The sequence below is a fragment of the Leeuwenhoekiella sp. H156 genome (genome assembly GCF_052218455.1).
GTDB classification, from domain to species: Bacteria; Bacteroidota; Bacteroidia; order Flavobacteriales; family Flavobacteriaceae; genus Leeuwenhoekiella; species Leeuwenhoekiella parthenopeia.
Map to the genome: position 1 here is coordinate 1,421,509 of NZ_CP197499.1, position 22,083 is coordinate 1,443,591.

Sequence of the window (22,083 nt, forward strand, 5' to 3'; positions counted from 1 at the left end):
GCCAAAAGTTTAGGTAAAGCTACTCTTTTTTCAGGGCTTCAATAACCCGCTCCGGATAATCGGTGATAATGCCGTCTACCTTGAGCGCAATGACTTCTTTGATCGCTTCGGGTTCGTTGACCGTCCAGGGAATTATTTTTAAGCCGTCTTTTCTGATTGCCGAAACTTCGGTTGAATCAAGCAGTTTGTAGTGCGGACTGTAAATTTCAGGCTTAAAACTCAGGATGTTTTTGTTCTCCTCATAGGTGTTTTCGCCTACTAAAAAGGCCAGCTCAATTTCCGGATACTTGGTATGTACTGCCTCCAGAATCGCCGGGTCAAAAGATTGAAGGTTTACACGGTTTTCCATCTGCTTTTCCTGAATGACTCCCATAACCAAATCTACAAAAGCTTCGGGTTGCGGTTGAAAAACGTCGTATTCCTCAGGCACCGATTTGATTTCGATATTATACTTCACAGGCTTTAAACCTTCCGCTTTGATCGTTGCTTCAACCGTATCAATAACTTCGCTGAGCAGGGGTTTGTAGGTTTTTAGCTTTTGCTGCTGCGGAAAGCGTACATTCCCTTTTGAACCACCGTCATATTGTTTGATTTCGGCGTAATCCATTTGGTACAGATTGTATTCTTTTTCTTTATCCTGCGGAATCGAGTCACCGTTTGGTGCGGTCATATACAAGGCCAGCATCCAGGGCTCGTGACTTACCACGACCTGACTGTCTTTTGAAATCACCACATCGAGCTCCAGCACGTCAACGCCCTTTTTGAGTGCACTTATAAATGCGGGAATGGAGTTTTCGGGCAGGTTGCCCCGCTCGCCGCGATGGCCCTGTACCTGTATTTCAGATTTTGTATTCATAGTGGGTTCCTGAGACTCTTCGGTATTCGATTTGCATCCTGCCAAAACACTTATTAGCAGAATTGCCTGTATAAATTTAGTCTTCATATTCTTATTATTGGTTTTGTAAAAATAAAAAAAGCCTGCCCATCTGAATCCTCAGAAAAAGCAGGCTTGACAAACAAGCATTTACTTAACAGGTTCTTCCAGACGATAGGAGGCCGTACCCAGATGGATTTTGCCATACCGGTCTGTTGCTTTTACTTCAATAGTATGCGTGCCCAAATCTAGCTTTGTGGGAATCTTACCCCACCAGAGGTGCGTGCTTTTAACGGGGTTGCTGCCGCGCTTCCCGGCCATCAAAACCTCAGCGGTATCCCACTCATAAATGGTGGCTTCGTACGAAGGATCCTGCTCATTGATATAATCCATCGGTTTCCATTCGCCCGCATCAACGCGGTACTCAACCGTATCGCCTTCAGCTCCCATAAAAAAGTTGGTATAGATACCCGCTTTAGTACCCTTACCCTGCGCCAGGACCTTAGGTGCAAAAATTTCCATTTGATAGGCTGCCGGTTTACCTGCTACTTTATAATCGGTTTTATAGGTATTTCCGTCGAAATGAATAAACGCATATCCCTTGGGCGTACCATCACGCATGGTCGAAACAGGTACACCCTGCTCATTAAATGTACCCGAATACCAGTCGCCCGAAGTGGTGCCTACATTATACTCGTGATGCGGTTTTTTACCCTGCCAGCCCTGTGCTTCCGTAAAATAATCCTGGCGTTGAATGTGGGTGTGGGCTGAAAGCGAAAGGGTATTTTCAAAAGGCTGAAGCGCTTTAAACAAACGCTCGCGATCTGCATCCCTAAACGGGTCTCCTTCGGGTTCGCTAAGCGGAATATGAAAAGCTACCACAACTAAATGATCTTTAGGTACCAGAGCCAGGTCGTTTTCTATAAACCGTAACTGATCTTCACGGAAACCTCCCCAATAGCCTTTACCTTCCCTGGGATCGGGATACAAAATATCATCAAGAACCAGAAAATGCACCTTACCGTAGTTAAAAGCATAGTTGGCAGGGCCAAAATAAGACTCATACGTTTCATCGGAAAGGTCATCGCTGGGTGCGTCAAAATTCATATCGTGATTGCCCATCAGGTTAAACCAGGGGATTCCTACGCGCTGTACAGCTGTGATATAAGGGCTAAACAGATCAAGGTCATTACCCACCAGATCGCCCAGACTTAGCCCAAAGACTACATCTTGTATTCCTTCAACCTCGGCCACAATGCCTTTGGCAAAATACGCTACTTCCTGCTCGGTATACGGCTGAGGATCGCCAAAGATCAACGCGGTAAAGCGGTCTTCTTCCTGAGCAGGCAACAGCGCAAAGTCTACCGATTTTGGTAATTTCCCGGTAGGTGCGATGCCTTTAAAGTCAGACTTCGGGGAACCTTCAGGCCGGTAACTGTAGTAAAACTGAGGCAGGTTTTGCGCATTAACCGGCAGACTGTAACCCGCAGGCTTTATGACCGCAAGCGATTGCCCTTCTTTTAAAGAAAGCTCGTAGCCACCTTTGGCATCGGTGGCGATTACATCTTCCCCATTAGTAACCGACACCCCGGCAATACCTTTCTCGTTACGGTCTTTCTTTCCGTTTCTGTTTTCATCTTCAAAGACATAACCGGTTGCTTTTTGCTGTGCGTTTACGGCCAGCGAAAGCATACAGCTCAGGACTGCCCATTTTATTGTTTTCATAATGTTGTTTTAATTCGGTTTTACAAAAGTGATTGGCTTATTTATCCCACCAGACTTTGATGTTAATCTCATCTCCTCCCATACGTTCAACAGCCGCTTTATAATTTTGATTGTTGCGGTCTGCTTCATCAATAGGATAGTACAAGCGCGAAGGCATCTCCTGATTGTTTTTCATATCTGAAGATACAGGCAATTGAGGCAATCCTGTTCTGCGATGTTCAAACCACGCCTGATAATCGGTAAAAAATAAGGCGAAGTATTTCTGAAGCATGATACGCTCAAGTGTCCCATCATAAGCAGTAGCGGTATTATCAAAGTAGTTGGCAGGTACGGAAACACTCCACATTGTTAAGGCTGCTTCCACCCCTTTTTCATAGTGTTCCTGCGCGTCGGTGATAAGTCCGCGCTGCGCAAGCTCTGCTTTTATAAATTCTACTTCCGCGTAGCTCATTAAGGGTACACTAAGCGGTGCGATTGCCAGCTGTTGCCTGGGTCCTGAAACCGTAGCAATTGAATCTGCGACCGGATCATTTCTATAATCTATAGGCAAACCAATATACCCATAGCGCTCATTGTTGAGTCCCATCGCTTCGGTTGCAAAAACCGGAAGTCTGGGATCTTCAAATTCTTTAAGGTGGTCAATAAAAAAGGCGTTATACACCCTAAACGTATTGAAATCCTGAGGTCTGCTCCATGGTGAAAGCAAGGGGGCTTCCCCGGAAATTTTTAAAACTGCGTGATCGTCATTGCTGGTAAAAACAGGGTAGGTCGCCGGGTTATTTGCTATAGCAGCCAACTCAGTATAAGCTGATGCATTGCGATTTGCAGTACGCAAAAGCAAACGCATATGCAGTGAGTTGGTAAACTTTTGCCATTTGGCCACATCATTCTGAAACAGAATATCACTCACATAGGGCATTGCCTGATCGGTATCGTATAAACTGTTTGCACGTTCCAGATCTTCCAGGATTTGGGTATAAATCGTTTCCTGCTCTGTAAATTCGGGAAACCAGACTCCCTCTTCGGCACTACCGGCTTCAAGCATAGGTACATCTCCAAAACAATCTGTAAGTATCGAAAAAGCATAGGCCTTTAGTGTAAGCGCAATTGCCTCGTAATTAGGCAGCTCATCACGCACAGCTGCCTTCTCCATCTCTTTGATATTCGTGAGCTCAGAATAGTAGGTATTCCAGGTAGATCCTCCAATATTCTGTACAAAATCGTAGTAAAAAACCGCGTTGGTATTATCCTCATTTGGGATAAACATCTGCATAAGCTGCGCACCTATATTGCGATGTTGCAGCGCGTTATGTGTAGTCAACTCATACAGGATGGGGTTGAGGGCACTTCCTGCGGTTATTTCTTCGAGATTGTTAGGGTCTGTGTTTATCTCTTCAAAGTTGGTTGAACAGGAAGAAAGCACACACACTAAAAATCCGGTTATTAAGAATTTTAAAGTTTTCATATCTGTATTTATTTAAAAGCCTACTTTAACATTAATACCAAATTCTGAAGGCGATGGCATCTGCCCTACTTCAGCACCGGGATGAAAATTGGTGCCACCGGCAAGCCCCGCCACTTCAGGATCATAGATGGGGAATTCTGAAATCACTGCCAGGTTTCTACCATACAGCGACACTGCCGCTTCACTTAAAAAAGTACCGGCCAGCAATTTTTTACTGAAGTTATACTCCAGAGTAACCTCGCGCAGTTTTACAAACGAAGCATCAAATGAATTGGCTTCGGTATTGTCCAGGGGATACATCTCATTATAATAATCTGCAATTGGGATTGCTATGGTATTGGGACTATACGTGCCATCTTCATTTAGAACCACACCTTCACCCACACGTACCCCTTCTTCACGACCGATGAGGGTATGCTTCAATTTACCCTGCTGGGTAAGTTTGTGATGCGTATGCGAGTAAATCACCCCGCCATACTTACCATCAACAACTACATTTAACCGTAAATTTTTATACTGAAACGAGTTGATAAAGCCCGCTACCCACTTGGGTTGGGTGTCGCCTATAAAAATGATATCATCAGTCATAAGCGGGAATCCATCCGCATCAAAAATGATTTCGCCCTGTGGATTTCTTTCATATCCTCTGCCAAAAAGCGCTGCAGGTGAACCTCCTTCAACAGCCACCAGACGTGCCCCAGATGAACTCAACATCTCAAACCTGCCTTCTTCGGCATTTTCGTGAAGCGACAATACCTTCCCTTCATTTTTAGACCAGTTGAGTGTGCTATTCCAGCTGAAAGACGGTGTGTTTATCACTTTAGCATTAAGTAACAGCTCAATCCCGCGGTTACGCACAGAACCGGCGTTGATTAAAGCGCTGCTGTACCCTGAAGAGTTGGGTAACGGCGAGCTGAAAATCTGATTTTTTGAGGTGGTTTGATAAACAGCGGCATCCAGTTTCAACCTGCTTTTAAACATGCGTAAATCAAATCCCAGTTCGGTACTGGTTGTGATTTCCGGTTTAAAATCGGTATTGTAAAGCGAATGTGGTGAAACCGCCGAACCGGGGAAGTCACTACGGCTAAAGTACTTGCTGGTACTATAGCGGTTATCATACTGTCCTGCACCTCCTACCTGCGCCACAGAACCTCTAAGCTTGAGAAAATCTATAGATTTAGGCAAATCTGCAAGTTCGCTTACCACAAACGACGCACTTGCTGAAGGAAAGAAGTAAGACATATTCTGTTTAGGAAGCATACTGTTCCAGTCGTTACGCCCGGTTAAGTCTACAAATAAGAAATCTTTAAGTCCCAGAGAAACCAGACTGTACAGACTGTTTACCTTATTATAGCCTTCAAACTTGCTGGTAAAAAGCTGAGAGCCGTTTACCAGGTTATACACCCCGGGAATCTCGAGACCTTCAGTCCAGGAATCCTGTCTTAAATATTCGTAATCCAGACTGTTTCCGCCCACATTTGCAGTAAGGTCGAGATCCCCGAATTTATTGGTGTAGGTTAACAGGAAATCGGTATTGATTTCATTTTTAAACACATTGGTCTTGCGGTAATAACCCCGTGCATACCGGTTGATGTCATAGGGTCTGCGCTGATCCATATTTTTGTTGTACATATTCAGCGCCCCGCGAAGCATCAGGCTCAGGTTGGTATGCAACTCGATATCTATCTGAAAATTACCGGTTATCGCATGTTGATTGAGGCTGTTCTCAATTTCGTAAGCCATCGCATAGGGATTGTCAATAAAACTGCTATACGGGCGTATCATATCTATCTGTTCCTGCCCCTCTTTCCAGATAGGACGGTACCAGTCGAGGTCCACATTGGGGTTTTGAAAAATCATAAAATAAGCGATGGAGTGGTTGTTGTAACCCTGACCCGGCAGGTTATCACTCATTCTTTTGGAATAGTTTACGATAGACGACAGGTTTATTCTTTTAGATATCTGATGTTTGGCATTAACAGAAAGGGACATTTGCTCAAAACCGGTGTTTGGCATAATCCACTCATTCTTGGTGTGAGTAACCGAAGCACGCATCGATCCTTTTTCGCTTCCACCCTGAAGAGCGATGTTGTTTGTGAGCGTAAGTCCTTTACGCCAAAAACCTTTGCGATTGTCTTTATAAGGTCTCCAAGGCTGGCGTTCTGCCGATTGTCCTTCAAGCTCCGGATCGTACTGAAAATAAAACTGCCCGTTAAAACGAGGTCCGAAGGCGCTGCTGCTTCCGGCAGTGCTCCTACCGTCTTCTGAAGCGCCATAGGTATAATACAACCGGTCTTCGTAAGCTACCGGGTTGCCTTCAGAATCTGTGGCAGGCTTTAAGTAACTGCCCCTGCCACTACCCTGACCGTACTCGTATTGCCAGTCTGGCCAGCGGGTAATGACATCCATCTTAGCGTTTGAAGTAATCGTAACCCCCAGACCGGTCTGCTTTTGGCCTTTTTTGGTCGTAATCAAAATAGCACCGTTAGCTGCCTGATATCCATAAAGTGCAGATGCCGCAGGACCTTTTAATACTGAAATACTCTCAATATCCTCTGGATTTAAATTGGCTATGGCATTACCAAAATCTACCGGCGTGTCTGTACTGGAAGCACCTCCCATATAGGCATTAGATGCACCTGAACCCGGAAATTCATTTTGAACAGGGATGCCGTCAATAACGATAAGTGCCCCGTTATTACCGGGATCAAGTGAGCTGTTACCTCTCAGTATTATTTGCTGGGAACCAATGGGACCTCCCAAGCCATTAATGGTAAGCCCCGGTACTTTACCGCGTAAGGCTTCAGACCAGTTATTGGGACGGGCATTTAAAAGCTCTTCGGAAGATACGGTCTGCTGGGCGTAACCCAGTTTTTTCTCTTCCCGCTTAATCCCCAGAGCGGTCACTACCACCTCGTTTAAGGCATTCACATTTTCTTCCAGTGTAATGCTGAGGTCTTCTCCCGGTGATGCATTTACAGTTTTTGTGGTAAAGCCCAGATAAGAAACTTCCAGAACTACCGCACTGCCCGCATTGATGGTAAATACCCCATCAAAATCTGTGGTCACTCCGGTTGATGAACCCTGAATTTTTACCGTAGCACCGGGTAGCGGAAGACCATCCTTATCAAAAACCCGCCCTTTAATTTGCTGCTGGATTTCGTTACGTACTACCGTAATGGTGTTATTAATCTGGGTGAAAGAAAGACGGGTCTGTGCAGCGATCTTGTTGAGAACAAGGTCAAGGCTTTCGTTACGTACATTAAGATTTACCGCTTTGGTAGTCGCTAGAAGTTTGCTGTCAAAAACAAAGGTGAATTTGGTTTGCTTTTCAAGATTGGCAAAAACATCGGCCAGTTGCGTATCCTTAAAACTTGTGGTTACATATACAGATTTCAGATTTTGATTAGGGTTGGCCGAAGCCTGTAAAGTCACTATGGAAATAAGGACGAGCATCAAATACCTCAATTTCCAAAGGGTAAACGTTTGTAAAATTTGTAGTTTAGTTTTCATGTTGATAATGGCTATAATTTCAGTTGTAGTCTTATTTATTCCGGCCCACTTGTGTTGCAGCAGAAGTGGGTCTCTTTTGTTTTAAGGGGCGTTTTTTCGAATCATAAAGTGGTTTTGAGAGAGGGTATCTATTTTCAAGTGATTTATAAGCGCTATACTTTGAAGGACCGTTTCTAAAGGTTCATCGTGAAATTTCCCTGTTATGCGGAGCTCCTTTATTGAAGGATCGGCAAAATCAATCGTTACGTCATACCAGTTTTCTAAAACAGTGGCTGTTTTGAGCAGACTTGTATTGTTTAAAACAATCGTTTTTTGCATCCACAGCATGGTATCCTGAAGATTTCCGGTAGTTGTCACCGGACTATTTGCATTTTCAAAAACCAGCTCCTGATTTTTAACCAGATACACTTTCTCGCCGGTGTTTGTATGCTCTACCTTAACCTTTCCACTGCGGACGCTGACCACGGGACTGGCCGGGTCATAAGAGTTGATGTTAAAGCTGGTTCCCAATACGGTGGTTCGCACCGCTCCGGTTTTAATAGTAAAGGGGTGCTGCTCGTCACGGAAGACTTCAAAAAAGGCTTCACCGGTTAATTGAAGGTTTCGGTTTTCATTAAAATTTTCAGGATAGGTAAGGCTGGAATTGGCATTTAACCAAATTTTTGAACCGTCACTCATAACCAGACTGCGCTGTTCGCCCTTGCCTGTGGCAACACTTATATATTCAACTGAAAAATACCGGAAGGCAAAAAAGCTTATACAAAGCACAGCGGCTAAACCCGAAACATAGGCAAGCACCTTGCTATTCACCAGACGCCGTTGAGGCGTATGCGCATCAATAGCCTGATCAATTTTTTTACGAATACGCTTTTTGTGATCATCGCCCGGATCAATACGTCTGTGCTTCTGGTTTTGCTGAAGTCTGTTTACAAATTCTTCAAGCAGGTTTTCTTCGGCTTTGTTGAGTGATCCCTGCCGTTGTTTTTCCAGTAATTTCTGAAATTCTTTCTGTGTCAAAATTGAACCCTTTTACAGGTAAGTCACAGAAAGCCGGGTTTACACGTAGCGCATTTTGCGCATTTAATGATTTGTTTAAATACGGCAAATAGTGTTTACATTATTGAAACAATAAGGTAATAATCAGGGACAATTCACCTACCGGGAGCGAAGTTCTAAGGTGTTTTAAGGCATCGCTAATGTGTTTCTCAACCGTGCGTATAGAAATATTGAGTTGCTGTGCAATTTCTGCATTGGGCACATCCTCAAAGCGGCTCAAAACAAACACCCTTTTGCATTTAGGCGGAAGTTTATCAATCTCATAATGAATTAAAGCTTCTACATCATCGCAAACCAGAAACTGATCTGCCTTTGCAGGAACACAAAGCTCATTTAAAACCTCCTGATGCTCACGGGTAAATTTTAAGTCCCGCAAGTGATTGATAACTTTAAATTTTACAGCCCTTAGTAAATAGGCCTCGAGGTTGAAGATTTTCTGCGTTTTTGATTTTTCCCAGAGACTGATAAAAACTTCCTGAACAATGTCTTCGCAAATACGGTCCTCAGCATAAATAGTATTGGCATAACGGTAGAGTCGCTTCCAGTAACGCTCAAAAATCAGATCAAAGCCCAGCTTTTGATGCTTATCTAAAAGCGCCAATAATTCCTGATCTGAATAATTCATAGGGATATTTGTTTACTCACGTACTTCGCAAATAAACCAAATAGCCTCTATTCCTGCCTTATTCCGGGTTTATGTTTTGGTTAAGAAAAGGTTTTGTAAGGAACACAAAGCACTAAAAGTTTATTCAGAAAGCCTGATTTCGACTACGGTTGCCGGTTGCCCATGGCCTTCGTTAGAAATAAACAACCTGCCATCAGGGCTAAAGGTTATACCTTCAGGTTGGGGAAAGTGTTTTTCGTCCAGATCAATAACCCGCTTAATGTCACCTGTTGTGCTTAAAATAAGCAGTTTGGGATGCACGCCTTCCAAAACATAAAAAGCTCCGGTTTGCGGATGCACCGCTAAATCTGAAGGTCTAAACGTGCGTTCGGTCTTCTTTTCTTTATAGTCTTTGAGCGCGCGGTCGAGCATATCAATTTTAAAAAGCTGCTCAGGCTGCATTTTATGGGTATCGAGATCAAAACTGTAAATACCTTTGACCTGGTCATCGTTGGGATCTTCGTCTTTGGGAGCAAAGAGCAGTTGGTGATTTTGTTTATCTATCGCAAGGGTTTCCACATTGTTTTTGTGCGAAAGTGCAGACCGGTAGTTTTTTACTTTCGGGTTTTTGGCTAAATACTGCTGAATTTCAAACAGCATGCCGTCACTGCGCATCGCAAAAGCGGTGCTTCCGTCCAAAGCAACGCCTTCAAAATCGCCGTTTTCGCCAAAAGAAATCTCTTTTTCCAGTTTTTCAGCTTCCAAATCATAGAGGTAAAGCGTCGCGTGCTCATCTTCAACCATCAGAATCTGGTCATTTCCCGCCCAGCTTAGACCGGATACTTCATCCAAAACTCCCGGCAAATCCCAGATTTTGACAATAGCATAGGGCTTCGGCTTTTCGGCTACAGGTTTAAATGACAGCATGATACCCGCGAGGATTAGTATCATGAAGATTGAAATGTCTTGTATTCGTTTCATAGCTTATTATTTTGGTCCGAATCTTTTACCGGAAATCCCGTTATAAACGGGTGATAAAAGGAGCAAAACCTATGCCCTATGAAGCACTAAACCTCTAAAGTTTCTTTAAAATAAAGCCCTAAAGCCGTTATTCGTAGAATCACACCGCATCTCTAAGGCCCCAACATGGTTAATACTCCGCGCCAAAGTGACTCAAACCGGTTCGGGTTTAGTACTTTTACGCTCCAGAAAAAGTCCGTTTTGAAGAACCTCCTTCTCTTTCTCAAAAACCATTTTAAATCTGCGAGTTTTGGCTGGGTCCTTACTTTTTTATCCAGTTTTGGGCAGACGTTTTTAATCTCGCTTTACGTGCCCGAAGTGCTCAAAACCTTCCGTATTTCTGAAGGTACTTTTGGCAGTATTTACGCTTTGGGAACCGTTATTGCCTCAGTAATTCTGTTAACCGTAGGCCACACCATAGATCATAAACCGGTTAAAAAAGTGGTGTTTTTCAACATTTTGGGACTTATACTTTCGTGCCTGCTGCTCAGTTTTTCTCCTTACCACATCAGCCTGCTGATTTTGGCGATGATCGGGTTACGGCTTACCGGACAGGGGATGATGAGTCACATCAGCCAGACCGTGATGTCGCGGTATTTTGGTGAAAACCGGGGTAAAGCCCTGAGTATTGCGGCTCTGGGCTTCCCTATGGGTGAGGCTATTTTTCCCATAATTATTACTTCAATAATCCTTGCCTACGGCTTTGAGGTTGCGGCCCAGGCCAGCGCCGGGATGTTATTGATTTATCTGGGATTCCTGTGGTTTAAAGACCTCAGTTATTTTGACCGAAAAGAACAGGTATCCAAACGACCTTCTTTTAAAGTATTGGCTAAAGATTTTGGCGGAATTCTTAAAGACAAACGCTTTATGGTCCTGATGCCTTCTACCTTTGCCCTGGCATTTACCTCAACAGCGATTTTCTTTTATCAATACGTTTTCGTCGAAGAAAATGGCTGGTCTGTTTCACTCTACGCGGCATTTTTTACAGGTTATGCCGCAACCCGGTTTTTGATGTCTATCGTAGGTGGAATCTGGGTCGACCGGTTTACCGCCAAACGCCTGTATCGGTATTTTCTGATCCCTCAGGCGCTGGGGCTTCTGCCCTTTGCTTTTATGGACGGCATTGCCGGCGCACTTATTTTTCTCATTCTCAACGGAGTGACTACCGGCCTCGCCGGAACGGTGAAATCTGCCGTACTCGCCGAAGTCTACGGCACCGAAAAACTGGGCGCCGTGAACAGCCTGTTCTCGATGTCTATGATCCTGAGCACCGCTTTGGCACCTTTGCTTATAGGCTATCTCATCGATCAGGGTGTGGCCTTCACGTATCTGATTCTGGTTCTTTTTGGCGTTGTGGTACTGGCAACCTTAAATGCGCAGCGGTTGGGGCAGATTTCATCTACAGCTGTAAAAGATTCAGATTAGTTCTTTAACAGCATTTAAGAACCTAAATCTACTAGACCAACTTGCTTTCCTGTAATTTTACGGTTGAAACGTGCAAAAGCATTAATTACCTTTCCATATGCTGTTAAAACATAAAATATATTGGGTATGCTGCTTTTTTTTGGCCTTAACCACAATGGGTTATGGTCAGAATTTCTTTCCACCGGTAACCAATTACAGTACCCGCGATTATAATGCCGCAAGTCAAAACTGGGGCCTCAGCACTAATGAAGATGGTGTGTTGTTTGTCGCTAACAATGAAGGTTTACTGCGTTTTGACGGTCAGCGTTGGGAAGTCTTTACGCTACCTAACCACACCACCATACGCTCTGTTTTTTGCCATGGCGATCGCATCTATACCGGTTCTTATGAAGAGTTTGGGTATTGGACCACCACAGAAACCGGCGATTTACACTATACGTCACTTACTCATCTTATAAACGCGACATTTCAAAATGAAGAATTCTGGCAAATAGGCTCAATTGGCGATACGGTCTACTTCAGGTCTTTTGGAAAATTCTATGTTTTTAACGGCGAAAAAATTGAAGCACACGAGCCCGGTTTTGTCATTACCGCAATGGAGCAGCACGATAATGACTTGTATTTGGGTTCTAATGGGGGTAAGTTATACCGCTTCAGAAATAACAAAATAGACACCTTAACCACAGCAAGGGTTAACCAAAGTGCGATTATAGAACTCAGCAATTTTGATGGAAAAATCCTTGCCGGTACCCGTAGAACCGGAATTTTCGTTTTTGAAAACAATGGCTTGAAGCCCTGGGGAAATGCTGCGCTCACGCAGTTTCTGGAGATCAACGAGCTCAATAAAATACAACCGGTAAATGATGAGCTTTTGATCTTAGGCACTGTAAAGGGAGGAATCGCCTATTACAACACCCGAACCGGAAATCTAAAGAATCATTTCAGACAAAATGGACTGCAGAACAATACGGTGCTCTCGTTACACAAAGCCGGTTCTAAGATCTGGATAGGCCTTGACAATGGTATAGACCTGGTTCTCCCCGATACTGCAGTGCAGTACTTTCTTGATAATACGGGTGAGCTGGGTGCTGTTTACGATCTGGTTTTCTTTAATGGGGCTACCTATGCCGGTACAAATACGGGCGTTCATAAAATTACCGATTCAGGCATCAGTTTCATACCCGGCTCTCAGGGTCAGGTGTGGAAGTTTACGACTATAAACAACAGGCTTTTTATCAATCACAACCTGGGCTTATTTGAACTTAAAAATGACAAGCTTGATCTGGTTACGGGTAGCTCCGGAAGTTACGGCCTTGTACAAATCCCGCAATCCGGTCAATTCCTTAATTATACCTATAACGGTCTGCGACGGTTTCATTTTGAGCAAAATGAGTTTAAAATGCTTCCTCTGGATGAAAGCAAACCGGGACCGGTAGAAAAAGTATTATTTGAAAACAATCAAAACCTTTGGGCAGCACATCCCTATAAGGGTTTTTACAGGGCAGAGCTTGATTTACCCAGGCAAAAAATATCAAATGTAGAATCTTACGACGATCTGGGGGGACTTTCGGCCTATAAAACACATATTCATCAGATAGAAGGTCAAATCGCCTTTTACAACGCAGGAGAGTGGTATCGTTATAACCGTATAAACGATACACTTGAGAACTTTAAAGAACTCAAAAACTACCATTCCTATGCTTTGATCAATGACCGAGATAGCTTCTACTGGTTCAAAAACCGAAAAGGCAATGGCCTGATTTATACCGATTTTAAACAGGACAGCCTGTATATTGTAGAGCCCTTACTGGAAAGCCGTATTGTAAAAAACTATGAGACAATTATTCAACACAACGACAGTATTTTTTACATCACCCTAAATGAAGGCTTTGGCCGCATCAATCTTGCGAGTCTAAAGGCAGATCACGATCAGAGCAGCGTGCAGGCCCCACTGCTTACCGGCCTTCAAACCGCAGATGAAACTCGGAAAATCACATCAAAAACATTTGAAATCCCATACAAGGAGGCCGCAAACCTCACCGTATTTATCGCTGCGCCTTCCCTGCACGACCCTACTTTTGTTTATGATCTGTCTAACGGTATGAAAGGCCAGTTTAGCAAAGCTCTTTCTTTTCAGAACCTTACTGCAGGAGATTACACCCTCAACATCTGGTCGTTTAATAAGGGAGCAAAAAGTGACCAACCTCTTACCTTAAGTTTTACCGTATTACGACCCTGGTATTTGTCAAACCTGATGCTCTGTGTCTATGTGATGTTGCTCCTGGGCGTGGTTGTTCTCATCGCGTATATAAACAGACAAAAACTCAACAAACACCGCAGGGAGTTAGAGCTTAGGCTCATAAAAGAGCAAGATCGTAAAAATCAAATCGCAGAGCGTAATAAACTGTTGCAGGAAATTAACGCAAAGCGGAAAGAACTTGCGAATACCACCTACCTGGCTGCAAAACGTAACAGCAGCCTCATCGATATAAAAAACGAACTCGAAGAAGTAAAAGAAAAAGGCGGCAATCCCAAAAAGGTATCCAATATTCAAAATAAGATCAATCACATCATTGATGCCAAGGATAACTGGAAGGTTTTTGAAACCACATTTAAAGAAATCAACGACGAGTTCTTTCAAAAACTACTGGAAGACCATCCCGGTTTGAGTTCGAAAGATTTGAAACTTTGTGCCTATTTAAAAATGAATTTGGCTACAAAAGAGATCGCCCCTTTAATGGCAATTTCGGTGAGAGGGGTAGAAATTCATCGCTATCGTCTGCGTAAAAAGTTGGGCTTAAAAAACGGTAAGAATCTTTCAAAATTTCTTATCAAAAATTACTAGATTCTCATACATCAATAGCTCAAAATTACATTTTCGACTTTCTCAAAACTACATCAAACGCATTTCGCAAACGTTGTAAATTTTAGTTTTAAATATATAAACGCCTTATTTTATGGTTATTAACATCAATTAACAGTTTGATGTATTTTTTATGTAGTTCGTTTGGATTTTTAGTCTCCTATATTCACACCAGAATTTTAAAAAACCAATTCAAAAAGTAAAGTATATGAAATGTAAAATTAGCTTTTTGCTTGTCCTGAGTCTGTTTTCATTCTCCCTTTCAGCTCAGGAAACCAAGACCATTACGGGTACTATTACAGACACCCGGGATGTGCCTTTACCGGGCGCCGAATTAAAGGTAGTTGACAAAGACACCTACACCGTAACCGACTTTGACGGTAACTTTTCATTAGAAGCCAGCGTAGGTGACCAAATACGTATTACTTATTTAGGTTTCCAATCGCAAACGTTTTCTGTAACTAATGACGATGTGTATAACCTCGCGTTGCAGGATCAAACCAGTGAACTTGACGAAGTCGTTGTAGTAGGTTATGGTAATCAAAAACGATCTGATATAACCGGTGCAATTGTTTCTATCGACAGCGAAGAAATCACCAAACAACCCGCTACTACTGCGATTCAATCAGTACAGGGTAAAGTTGCCGGTGTAAACATTATTGCAAACGATGCGCCGGGTTCTACACCCACTGTTTTAATGCGTGGTCTGGGTACTGCCGAAGGTGGGCGTTCTCCACTTTATATAGTAGACGGTCAGCCACTAAGCGATATTCGCAGCATAAACCCAAACGATATTGAATCTATCGACTTCCTTAAAGGTGCTTCATATGCAAACATCTACGGTATACGAGCTGCAAACGGGGTTATTTTAATTACTACCAAACGAGGTAAAAGTGGTAAGCCCGTATTCTCGTTTGAATCTTACTACGGTGCAAAAACCATTTTAAATCAGGTTAAAATGGCAAATGCAGACCAGTATATTCAATACTTTAATGAGGAAAGCGCTGCAAATGACGGCTTTTTGCTTCAGGAAAATCAGCGTTATGACACAGACTGGTACGACGAATTGCTACAAACCGGCTTAATCAACAACAACAGCTTTTCCGTTTCAGGAGCTTCAGACAATATCGACTATTTCTTGAGCTACAACCTTTTTGAAGAAAAAGGTATTCTGGACGGTCAGAAGTTTAGACGTGGTACTATCAGAAATAACAACACCTACCATTTGTTTAATGACAACTTCAGGATTATTCAAAACCTGAATATTGCCTATACTAATGAAACTCCTAAACCTTTCGGAGCATTCAGTAGTGCTTACAGACAATCTCCTCTCGTACCTGTACGATATGATAACGGCTTATTTGGACAGTCTTTTGTTAACGAGGATACGGGAATAGTAACTTTTGAAAGTGAACCCGGTCAGCGCGTAGGACGATTAAACACACACGCTAACCCGGTATCTCAGGTATTTTTTGAAGACACGTATATCAATACTACCAGTCTTCAGGGTCAAATAGCAACAGAATTAGATATTACAGATGATTTGATGCTGACCACCCGTTTTGCAGCAACAAAATTCTACTCTACAAACCACAGCTTTTCAGACATCAGAGCACAATGGCTTAACGCAGACCCAAGAAGATCTGAAGCCACTTTTGATACGGAAAGAGGTGACCCAAATGGTGATGGCATTGTTTCAACCGAATTTGCAAACAACTCGTACAGCGTAAGCCGTACCGAATCATACCGATGGAATGTGGAAGGCTTTTTGACCTACACCAAAGAAATTGACAAGCATAACATCAGCGCTACTGTTGGATTGAGCCGTGAAAACTATCAGGGAGGTGAGTTTACCTCCTCACAGGGCTACGATGTAAGACCTGAGCGCAACCTGCGCAATTTCGACTTACGAACAGATCGCTTATTTGACGACAGCGTAGGTGGTGACACCTATCAAAGCACCAATTTGCAATCGTATTTTGGCCGTGTAGAATACAACTACGATTCCCGCTATTACCTTCGTGCCGTATTGAGAAGAGATGGAACCAGTGATTTTGTCACCGGTGATAATAACTTCTTTGGCTACTTTCCGGCCTTCAGTTTAGGTTGGACGCTTACTAATGAATCCTTTATGGAAGATAACGGGGTTCTGGATAATTTTAAACTATTTGCAGGTTGGGGTAAACTGGGTAATCAGGCGATTCCTTTCAACGTACAGTCTATCAATTCGGGTGATGGAAGCCGAAACACCAATTACGTTTTTGGTCCTGCTCAAAGCTTAATCATTGGTGCTGCATTGGGAACACCTGCTATTCCACTATCATGGGAGGTGACTGAAGAATTTGAAGTAGGTTTTGATTTTGCGATGCTTAACAGACGTCTTAGTGGTACTATCGACTACTACAACAGAGTAAACACAAATGCAATTCTTAATGTTAGACCTATTCTCAATTCAGAATTCAGTTCTAATTTCTTTGATGAAGCGGCAGAAATCTCCAACTCCGGTTTTGAATTTTTAGTAAACTGGAGAGACCAGATAGGTTCTGATTTTTCATACAATATTGGTCTGAATTTTTCTACAAACGAAAACCGCGTTCAAAATGTTAAGCCTGCTTATGATGGCGCTACAGGTGGAAGTTTAGGAAATGGTCGTATAACCAAACGCCTTGCAGACGGTCAGCCCATTTTTGCCTGGTGGATGTATGAGGCAGACGGCGTATGGCAAACTCAGGAAGAGATTGACAACAATACGTCGATAGGAAATGCCAGACCCGGACACCTGCGTTATGTTGACCAAAATGAAGACGGTGTTATTGACGACCGCGATAAAAAATACTTCGGTTCGTATATCCCAACCTACAATTACGGGGTTAATATTGGCGCAAACTACAAAAGCTTTGACCTGAGTGTTTCCGGTTTTGGTGTAGGTGGTAACAAAGTATATAACGGACTTTACAACACGCGTATAGGTGGTGAAAACATCTCTGCCGAGCAATTCAATAATAGATGGACAGGTCCCGGCTCAACAAATGTAAATCCCGGTGCAGAACGGGATGTCGAGGCTTCTTCCTACTACCTGGAAGACGGTTCGTATTTCCGAATCAATAACATAACACTGGGATATACTCTGCCCGAATTGAGCAATTTTATCAATAGCGCCAGAGTTTATGTGACCTTGCAAAACCCGTTTATGTTTACAAAGTATTCCGGTTTTACTCCAGAATTAAATCAAAGTGGAGTTCCTAACGGGACAACCGGTATTGAGCTTTCTGCATACCCCAATACACGCTCATTTATACTGGGCGCCAATTTCAAACTCTAAAAAATAAAGCGATGAATAAAACATTTAAACATATAATACTCACGCTTTTTGCAGGCATGCTGCTTGTTAACTGCGACAATTTTGTAGAAGAAGTAGAGGTTGTTGATCCCGTAGCTGATGACAGTGAAGATTTTGAACCTGTAAATTTCCTTACAGGTGTTTATGGAATGCATACTGACTTTTCCTATGCCTTTTCGTATTTAGGAATTACCGAAATGATTTCCGACAATTCAGATAAAGGGAGTTCTCCTACAGACACGGGAACAGACAAACGGGAACTGGATAACCTCAATCATACAACCTCATCTGTTTCTGTACGGGCAATGTGGACCCAATGGTACAAAACTATTGGGCGTGCACGACAGGCAATCGAGCTTACCGAACTTTATGAGGGTCCCACAAGTGCTCCTAAAGAGCGCATCATTGCCGAAGCTAAATTTTTGCGTGCACTCAATTACTTTTGGCTGGTACGTTCGTTTGGTGACGTACCTATTCAAAGCATAGATCTGGTAGAGCGCGCTTCGGTTGAAGAGGTATATGCCTATATTGAGCAGGATCTTACTGAAGCAATTGCCGACCTGCCTTTAAAAAATGACTATGCATCTTCAGATATAGGTCGTGCAACAAAAGGTTCTGCTCAGGGTTTATTAGCTAAGGTTTACCTCTATCAGGAAAAATGGCAACAGGCAGCAGATATGGCAAATAACTTAATCACATCCAATCAATACGATCTGGAGCCAGATTATGCTACCATCTGGAGAGAATCTACCGAAAATGGTCCTGAGTCGGTTTTTGAAATTCAGGCTCGTGGTGAAATCCCGCAACACGGGGTTCAACAGTATTCTCAAACTCAGGGAGCTCGCGGACCCAGCGGATGGGGATGGGGTTTCAACTCACCTTCAAAAAATCTGGAGGATGCCTTCAATGCCGAAGGAGATGTTATACGTCGTGATGCTACCATTATTTTTGCAGGCGAAACACTTTGGGATGGCAGAGTAGTAAGTACCAGTGTTGAAAATCCGCGTTATAGCGAAAAAGCCTATTCTTCTGCAAACGCAGGGCAAGGTGATGGAGATAAGAACATTCGCGTTTTACGTTTTGCCGAAATTCTATTAATACGCGCTGAAGCCTTAAACGAGTTGGGACAGTCTGCTGCTGCTCTTACTCCTTTAAACCGGGTACGCAGCCGTGTAAATTTACCTGCGGTAACTACCACAGATCAGGCTCAGCTTAGACGCGCCATCTGGAAAGAGCGTCGTCTGGAACTCGCTATGGAGCACGACCGCTGGTTTGATCTTATTCGCACAGGACAAGCCAAAGAAGCCATGGCTGCTGACGGAAAAACTTTTATAGAAGGTAAGCACGAAGTGTTCCCCATACCTAACGATCAACTCGTTCAAACACCATCAATGAGACAAAACCCGGGATGGTAATGATGAAAAAGCACATGCGTTTATTTTTAGTTGGATTGATTCTTCTATCCCTGCCAGGATGTAAAGAATCGCAAACAGAGAATCAGAATCAGGAGGTCGCTAAGGCGACTTCCGATTCGATTTCTGACGAAGCCCTTTTAGATTCGGTACAAAAACAAACCATCAATTACTTTTGGGATGGTGCCAACCCAGACTCTGGTCTTGCTCCTGAGCGTATTCATATGGATGGCATTTACCCTTCAAATGACAAAAACGTGGTGACCATAGGTGGTACCGGTTTTGGTTTTATGGCTATACTGGCAGGAGTCGAGCGGGGTTTTATTCCAAAAGATTCGGCACTAGTACGCTTTCAAAAAATGGTCAACTTTCTGGAACAGGCAGATCGGTTTCACGGCGCCTGGCCACATTGGCTTGATGGCACTACAGGAAAGGTTAAACCTTTCAGCAAAAACGATGACGGAGGTGACCTGGTAGAAACCGCTTTTTTGGTACAGGGAATGTTAGCTGTAGCTGAATACTATCGTGACGGTAATGAGGCCGAACAGGCTTTAGCAAACCAGATTGATACACTATGGCAGGAAGTTGAATGGGATTGGTACACGCAGGGCAAAGATGTATTGTACTGGCACTGGTCTCCTAACGTAGGCTGGAAGATGAACTTCCCTGTTGGGGGTTACAACGAGGCTTTAATTATGTATGTACTTGCAGCCGCATCGCCCACGCATCCCGTTTCTAAAGATGTTTACGAAAAGGGCTGGGCATTAAATGGCAAAATCGCACAGGATACAACCGCTTATGGTATGCGTACGGTTCTCAATCACTTTGAACACAATGATGAGGCTATTGTAGGCCCATTGTTTTGGGCGCATTATTCCTATTTGGGATTAAATCCAAAAGGATTGTCTGATCAGTACGGAGATTATTGGAAATTGAACGTAAATCACGCTAAAATTCAATATGAATATGCTGTCGAAAACCCCGAAAACTACAAAGGCTATGGTCCTGATTTATGGGGTCTGACTTCCAGTTATTCTATAAATGGTTATGCAGGTCACCGCCCCGGCGAAGACCTGGGTGTTATTTCCCCGACCGCCGCTTTATCCTCGATGCCTTACACCCCTAAAGAAAGTCAGGCATTTTTGCGTCATCTCTATACCGATCTTCCGCAATACATTGGGGAGTACGGTCCTTATGATGCATTCAGCTTACAGGACGACTGGTATTTACCACGCTACCTGGCGATTGATCAGGGACCCATTCCGGTAATGATTGAAAATTACCGAAGCGGCCTGCTCTGGGAGTTGTTTATGAAAAATGAAGATGTCTTAAACGGACTCAGAAAGCTCGGATTTGAAAGTCCGTATCTAAAATCTCAAAATGATTAAATACGTATTTCTAATACTAAGCATTATACCTATTTGGAGTTGCTCCAGTGACAGCCCCGATCCTGTAGCTGAACCGCCGGAGGAAAATCCCGATGGAGGCAATGGTGGTGGTAATCCCGAGCCGGAGGCCCAACTTAGTGATGCCGAATTACTAGATCTTACGCAAAGCGAAACCTTTAAATACTTTTGGGATTATGCCAATGCAGAATCTGGGGCCGCAAAAGAACGCTACATTCCTGCAAATCCTACCCGGGATCAGCAAGTAGTTGCTTCTGGGGGTACCGGTTTTGGATTGATGGGAATTCTTGTGGGGATTGAACGCAATTTTGTTTCAAGAACAGAAGGCTTTAACCGGCTTTCAAAAATTATCAATTTCCTCGAAACAGCAGACCGCTTTCACGGCGCCTGGCCACATTGGATCAATGGTGCTACCGGAGATGTTATCCCTTTCAGTGCGCTTGATGATGGCGCAGACCTGGTGGAAACTTCCTTTGTAGCTCAGGGGCTTATCACCGTAGGCGAATATTTTAAAAACGGCTCTACCGAAGAACAGGCTCTTGCTCAAAAAGCCTTTGACCTGGTTGACGGGATTGAATGGAACTGGTTTACCAAAGGTGAAAAGGTACTGTACTGGCATTGGAGCCCGGAGAATGAATTTGCGATCAATTTGAGACTGCAGGGGTACAATGAGACCTTAATCACTTATGTGATGGCAGCAGCGTCCAAAGACTTTTCTATTGATACGGAAGTTTACAATCAGGGTTGGGCGCAAAATGGCGGTATTAAATCTTCGGCAGTGGCCTACGCTTACCCGCTTGAAGTGCGACACTCGGGCGAAGAGCAAACCGGGGGACCGCTTTTTTGGGCGCATTATTCCTATTTAGGCCTTAATCCATTTGGCTTATCTGATGCCTATGTAAATTACGAGACCGCAACCGTTAATCATGCGTTGAGCAATTATGCGTACTGTGTGGATAACCCCAAAAACTGGCCGGGTTATGCTTCCAATCTATGGGGTCTGACTGCCAGTTATACCATTAATGCAGATGGAAGTCTGGGATATACCGCCCACAGTCCGGGTAATGATACCGGTGTTATTACGCCAACAGCAGCATTGAGTTCATTTCCCTACACCCCTGAAAAATCAATGGCTGCTTTGCGCCGATTCTATGAACTCAAGAATATTTTAATGGGCCCGGTAGGCTTTTATGATGCCTTCAGCCCGGTTCAAAATTATGAAGTGGCCGAAGCCTATCTGGCGATTGATCAGGGTCCCATTCTCGTTATGATTGAAAATTACCGAAGCGGTCTGCTCTGGAAACTGTTTATGCAAAATGAGCGCGTACAGGCCGGTCTTGACAAACTTAATTTTAACTACACTATTCCTAAGTAACAATG

The 22,083-nt window shown here is 43.5% G+C and carries 13 protein-coding genes; 6 read left to right on the forward strand and 7 right to left on the reverse strand.

The annotated features are described in order from the left end of the window. Positions 1-19: 19 nt before the first annotated feature. The 7 genes from ACSSS3_RS05965 to ACSSS3_RS05995 all read right to left on the reverse strand — a co-directional run bounded on the left by ACSSS3_RS05965 (position 20) and on the right by ACSSS3_RS05995 (position 10,218). Positions 20-943, reverse strand: a complete 924-nt coding sequence (locus ACSSS3_RS05965) for a glycerophosphodiester phosphodiesterase family protein (RefSeq protein WP_442846821.1) — start codon at positions 941-943, stop codon at positions 20-22. An 81-nt stretch (positions 944-1,024) separates the two neighbouring features. Continuing rightward, complete coding sequence (locus tag ACSSS3_RS05970) at positions 1,025-2,599, reverse strand: calcineurin-like phosphoesterase C-terminal domain-containing protein (protein WP_442846822.1); 1,575 nt, start codon at positions 2,597-2,599, stop codon at positions 1,025-1,027. 37 nt (positions 2,600-2,636) lie between these two features. Further along, positions 2,637-4,064, reverse strand: a complete 1,428-nt coding sequence (locus ACSSS3_RS05975; RefSeq protein ID WP_442846823.1) for a SusD/RagB family nutrient-binding outer membrane lipoprotein — start codon at positions 4,062-4,064, stop codon at positions 2,637-2,639. Positions 4,065-4,076: 12 nt separating this feature from the next. Beyond that, complete coding sequence (locus ACSSS3_RS05980) at positions 4,077-7,577, reverse strand: SusC/RagA family TonB-linked outer membrane protein (protein WP_442846824.1); 3,501 nt, start codon at positions 7,575-7,577, stop codon at positions 4,077-4,079. Between the two features lie 81 nt (positions 7,578-7,658). Continuing rightward, positions 7,659-8,594, reverse strand: coding sequence for a FecR family protein (locus tag ACSSS3_RS05985; RefSeq protein WP_442846825.1), 936 nt, complete (start codon positions 8,592-8,594; stop codon positions 7,659-7,661). A gap of 100 nt (positions 8,595-8,694) precedes the next feature. Then, positions 8,695-9,258, reverse strand: coding sequence for an RNA polymerase sigma-70 factor (locus ACSSS3_RS05990; RefSeq protein ID WP_442846826.1), 564 nt, complete (start codon positions 9,256-9,258; stop codon positions 8,695-8,697). 120 nt (positions 9,259-9,378) lie between these two features. Beyond that, a complete protein-coding gene (locus ACSSS3_RS05995; protein WP_442846827.1) occupies positions 9,379-10,218 on the reverse strand; it encodes an SdiA-regulated domain-containing protein in 840 nt (279 codons plus the stop codon). 240 nt (positions 10,219-10,458) lie between these two features. Between ACSSS3_RS05995 and ACSSS3_RS06000 the strand changes: the two genes are divergently transcribed. The 6 genes from ACSSS3_RS06000 to ACSSS3_RS06025 all read left to right on the forward strand — a co-directional run bounded on the left by ACSSS3_RS06000 (position 10,459) and on the right by ACSSS3_RS06025 (position 22,078). Continuing rightward, positions 10,459-11,682 carry an MFS transporter gene (locus ACSSS3_RS06000; protein WP_442846828.1) on the forward strand — a complete coding sequence of 408 codons (1,224 nt, stop codon included), beginning with the start codon at positions 10,459-10,461 and terminating at the stop codon, positions 11,680-11,682. A 139-nt stretch (positions 11,683-11,821) separates the two neighbouring features. Continuing rightward, positions 11,822-14,527, forward strand: coding sequence for a hypothetical protein (locus ACSSS3_RS06005; protein WP_442846829.1), 2,706 nt, complete (start codon positions 11,822-11,824; stop codon positions 14,525-14,527). Between the two features lie 226 nt (positions 14,528-14,753). Beyond that, entirely contained in the window at positions 14,754-17,867 is a 3,114-nt protein-coding gene (locus ACSSS3_RS06010; protein ID WP_228228744.1) for a SusC/RagA family TonB-linked outer membrane protein, read from the forward strand. Positions 17,868-17,878: 11 nt separating this feature from the next. Continuing rightward, on the forward strand, positions 17,879-19,300 hold the full coding sequence (locus tag ACSSS3_RS06015; RefSeq protein ID WP_228228745.1) for a RagB/SusD family nutrient uptake outer membrane protein: 1,422 nt from the start codon (positions 17,879-17,881) through the stop codon (positions 19,298-19,300). A gap of 14 nt (positions 19,301-19,314) precedes the next feature. After that, entirely contained in the window at positions 19,315-20,685 is a 1,371-nt protein-coding gene (locus ACSSS3_RS06020; protein WP_442847405.1) for a glucoamylase family protein, read from the forward strand. Continuing rightward, the gene (locus ACSSS3_RS06025) at positions 20,678-22,078 is read left to right on the forward strand and encodes a glucoamylase family protein (RefSeq protein WP_442846830.1); all 1,401 of its coding nucleotides are present in this window, start codon (positions 20,678-20,680) and stop codon (positions 22,076-22,078) included. Before ACSSS3_RS06020 ends, ACSSS3_RS06025 begins: the two co-directional genes overlap by 8 nt. The last annotated feature ends 5 nt before the right edge of the window (positions 22,079-22,083 follow it).

What these genes read in the sequence shown, in the direction of transcription:
- ACSSS3_RS06020 (WP_442847405.1), top strand. Translation starts at nt 19,315, where the DNA reads ATGCGTTTATTTTTAGTTGGATTGATTCTTCTATCCCTGCCAGGATGT.
- ACSSS3_RS06015 (WP_228228745.1), top strand. Translation starts at nt 17,879, where the DNA reads ATGAATAAAACATTTAAACATATAATACTCACGCTTTTTGCAGGCATG.
- ACSSS3_RS05995 (WP_442846827.1), bottom strand. Translation starts at nt 10,218, where the DNA reads ATGAAACGAATACAAGACATTTCAATCTTCATGATACTAATCCTCGCG.
- ACSSS3_RS05970 (WP_442846822.1), bottom strand. Translation starts at nt 2,599, where the DNA reads ATGAAAACAATAAAATGGGCAGTCCTGAGCTGTATGCTTTCGCTGGCC.
- ACSSS3_RS05975 (WP_442846823.1), bottom strand. Translation starts at nt 4,064, where the DNA reads ATGAAAACTTTAAAATTCTTAATAACCGGATTTTTAGTGTGTGTGCTT.
- ACSSS3_RS06025 (WP_442846830.1), top strand. Translation starts at nt 20,678, where the DNA reads ATGATTAAATACGTATTTCTAATACTAAGCATTATACCTATTTGGAGT.
- ACSSS3_RS05990 (WP_442846826.1), bottom strand. Translation starts at nt 9,258, where the DNA reads ATGAATTATTCAGATCAGGAATTATTGGCGCTTTTAGATAAGCATCAA.
- ACSSS3_RS05980 (WP_442846824.1), bottom strand. Translation starts at nt 7,577, where the DNA reads ATGAAAACTAAACTACAAATTTTACAAACGTTTACCCTTTGGAAATTG.
- ACSSS3_RS06010 (WP_228228744.1), top strand. Translation starts at nt 14,754, where the DNA reads ATGAAATGTAAAATTAGCTTTTTGCTTGTCCTGAGTCTGTTTTCATTC.
- ACSSS3_RS05965 (WP_442846821.1), bottom strand. Translation starts at nt 943, where the DNA reads ATGAAGACTAAATTTATACAGGCAATTCTGCTAATAAGTGTTTTGGCA.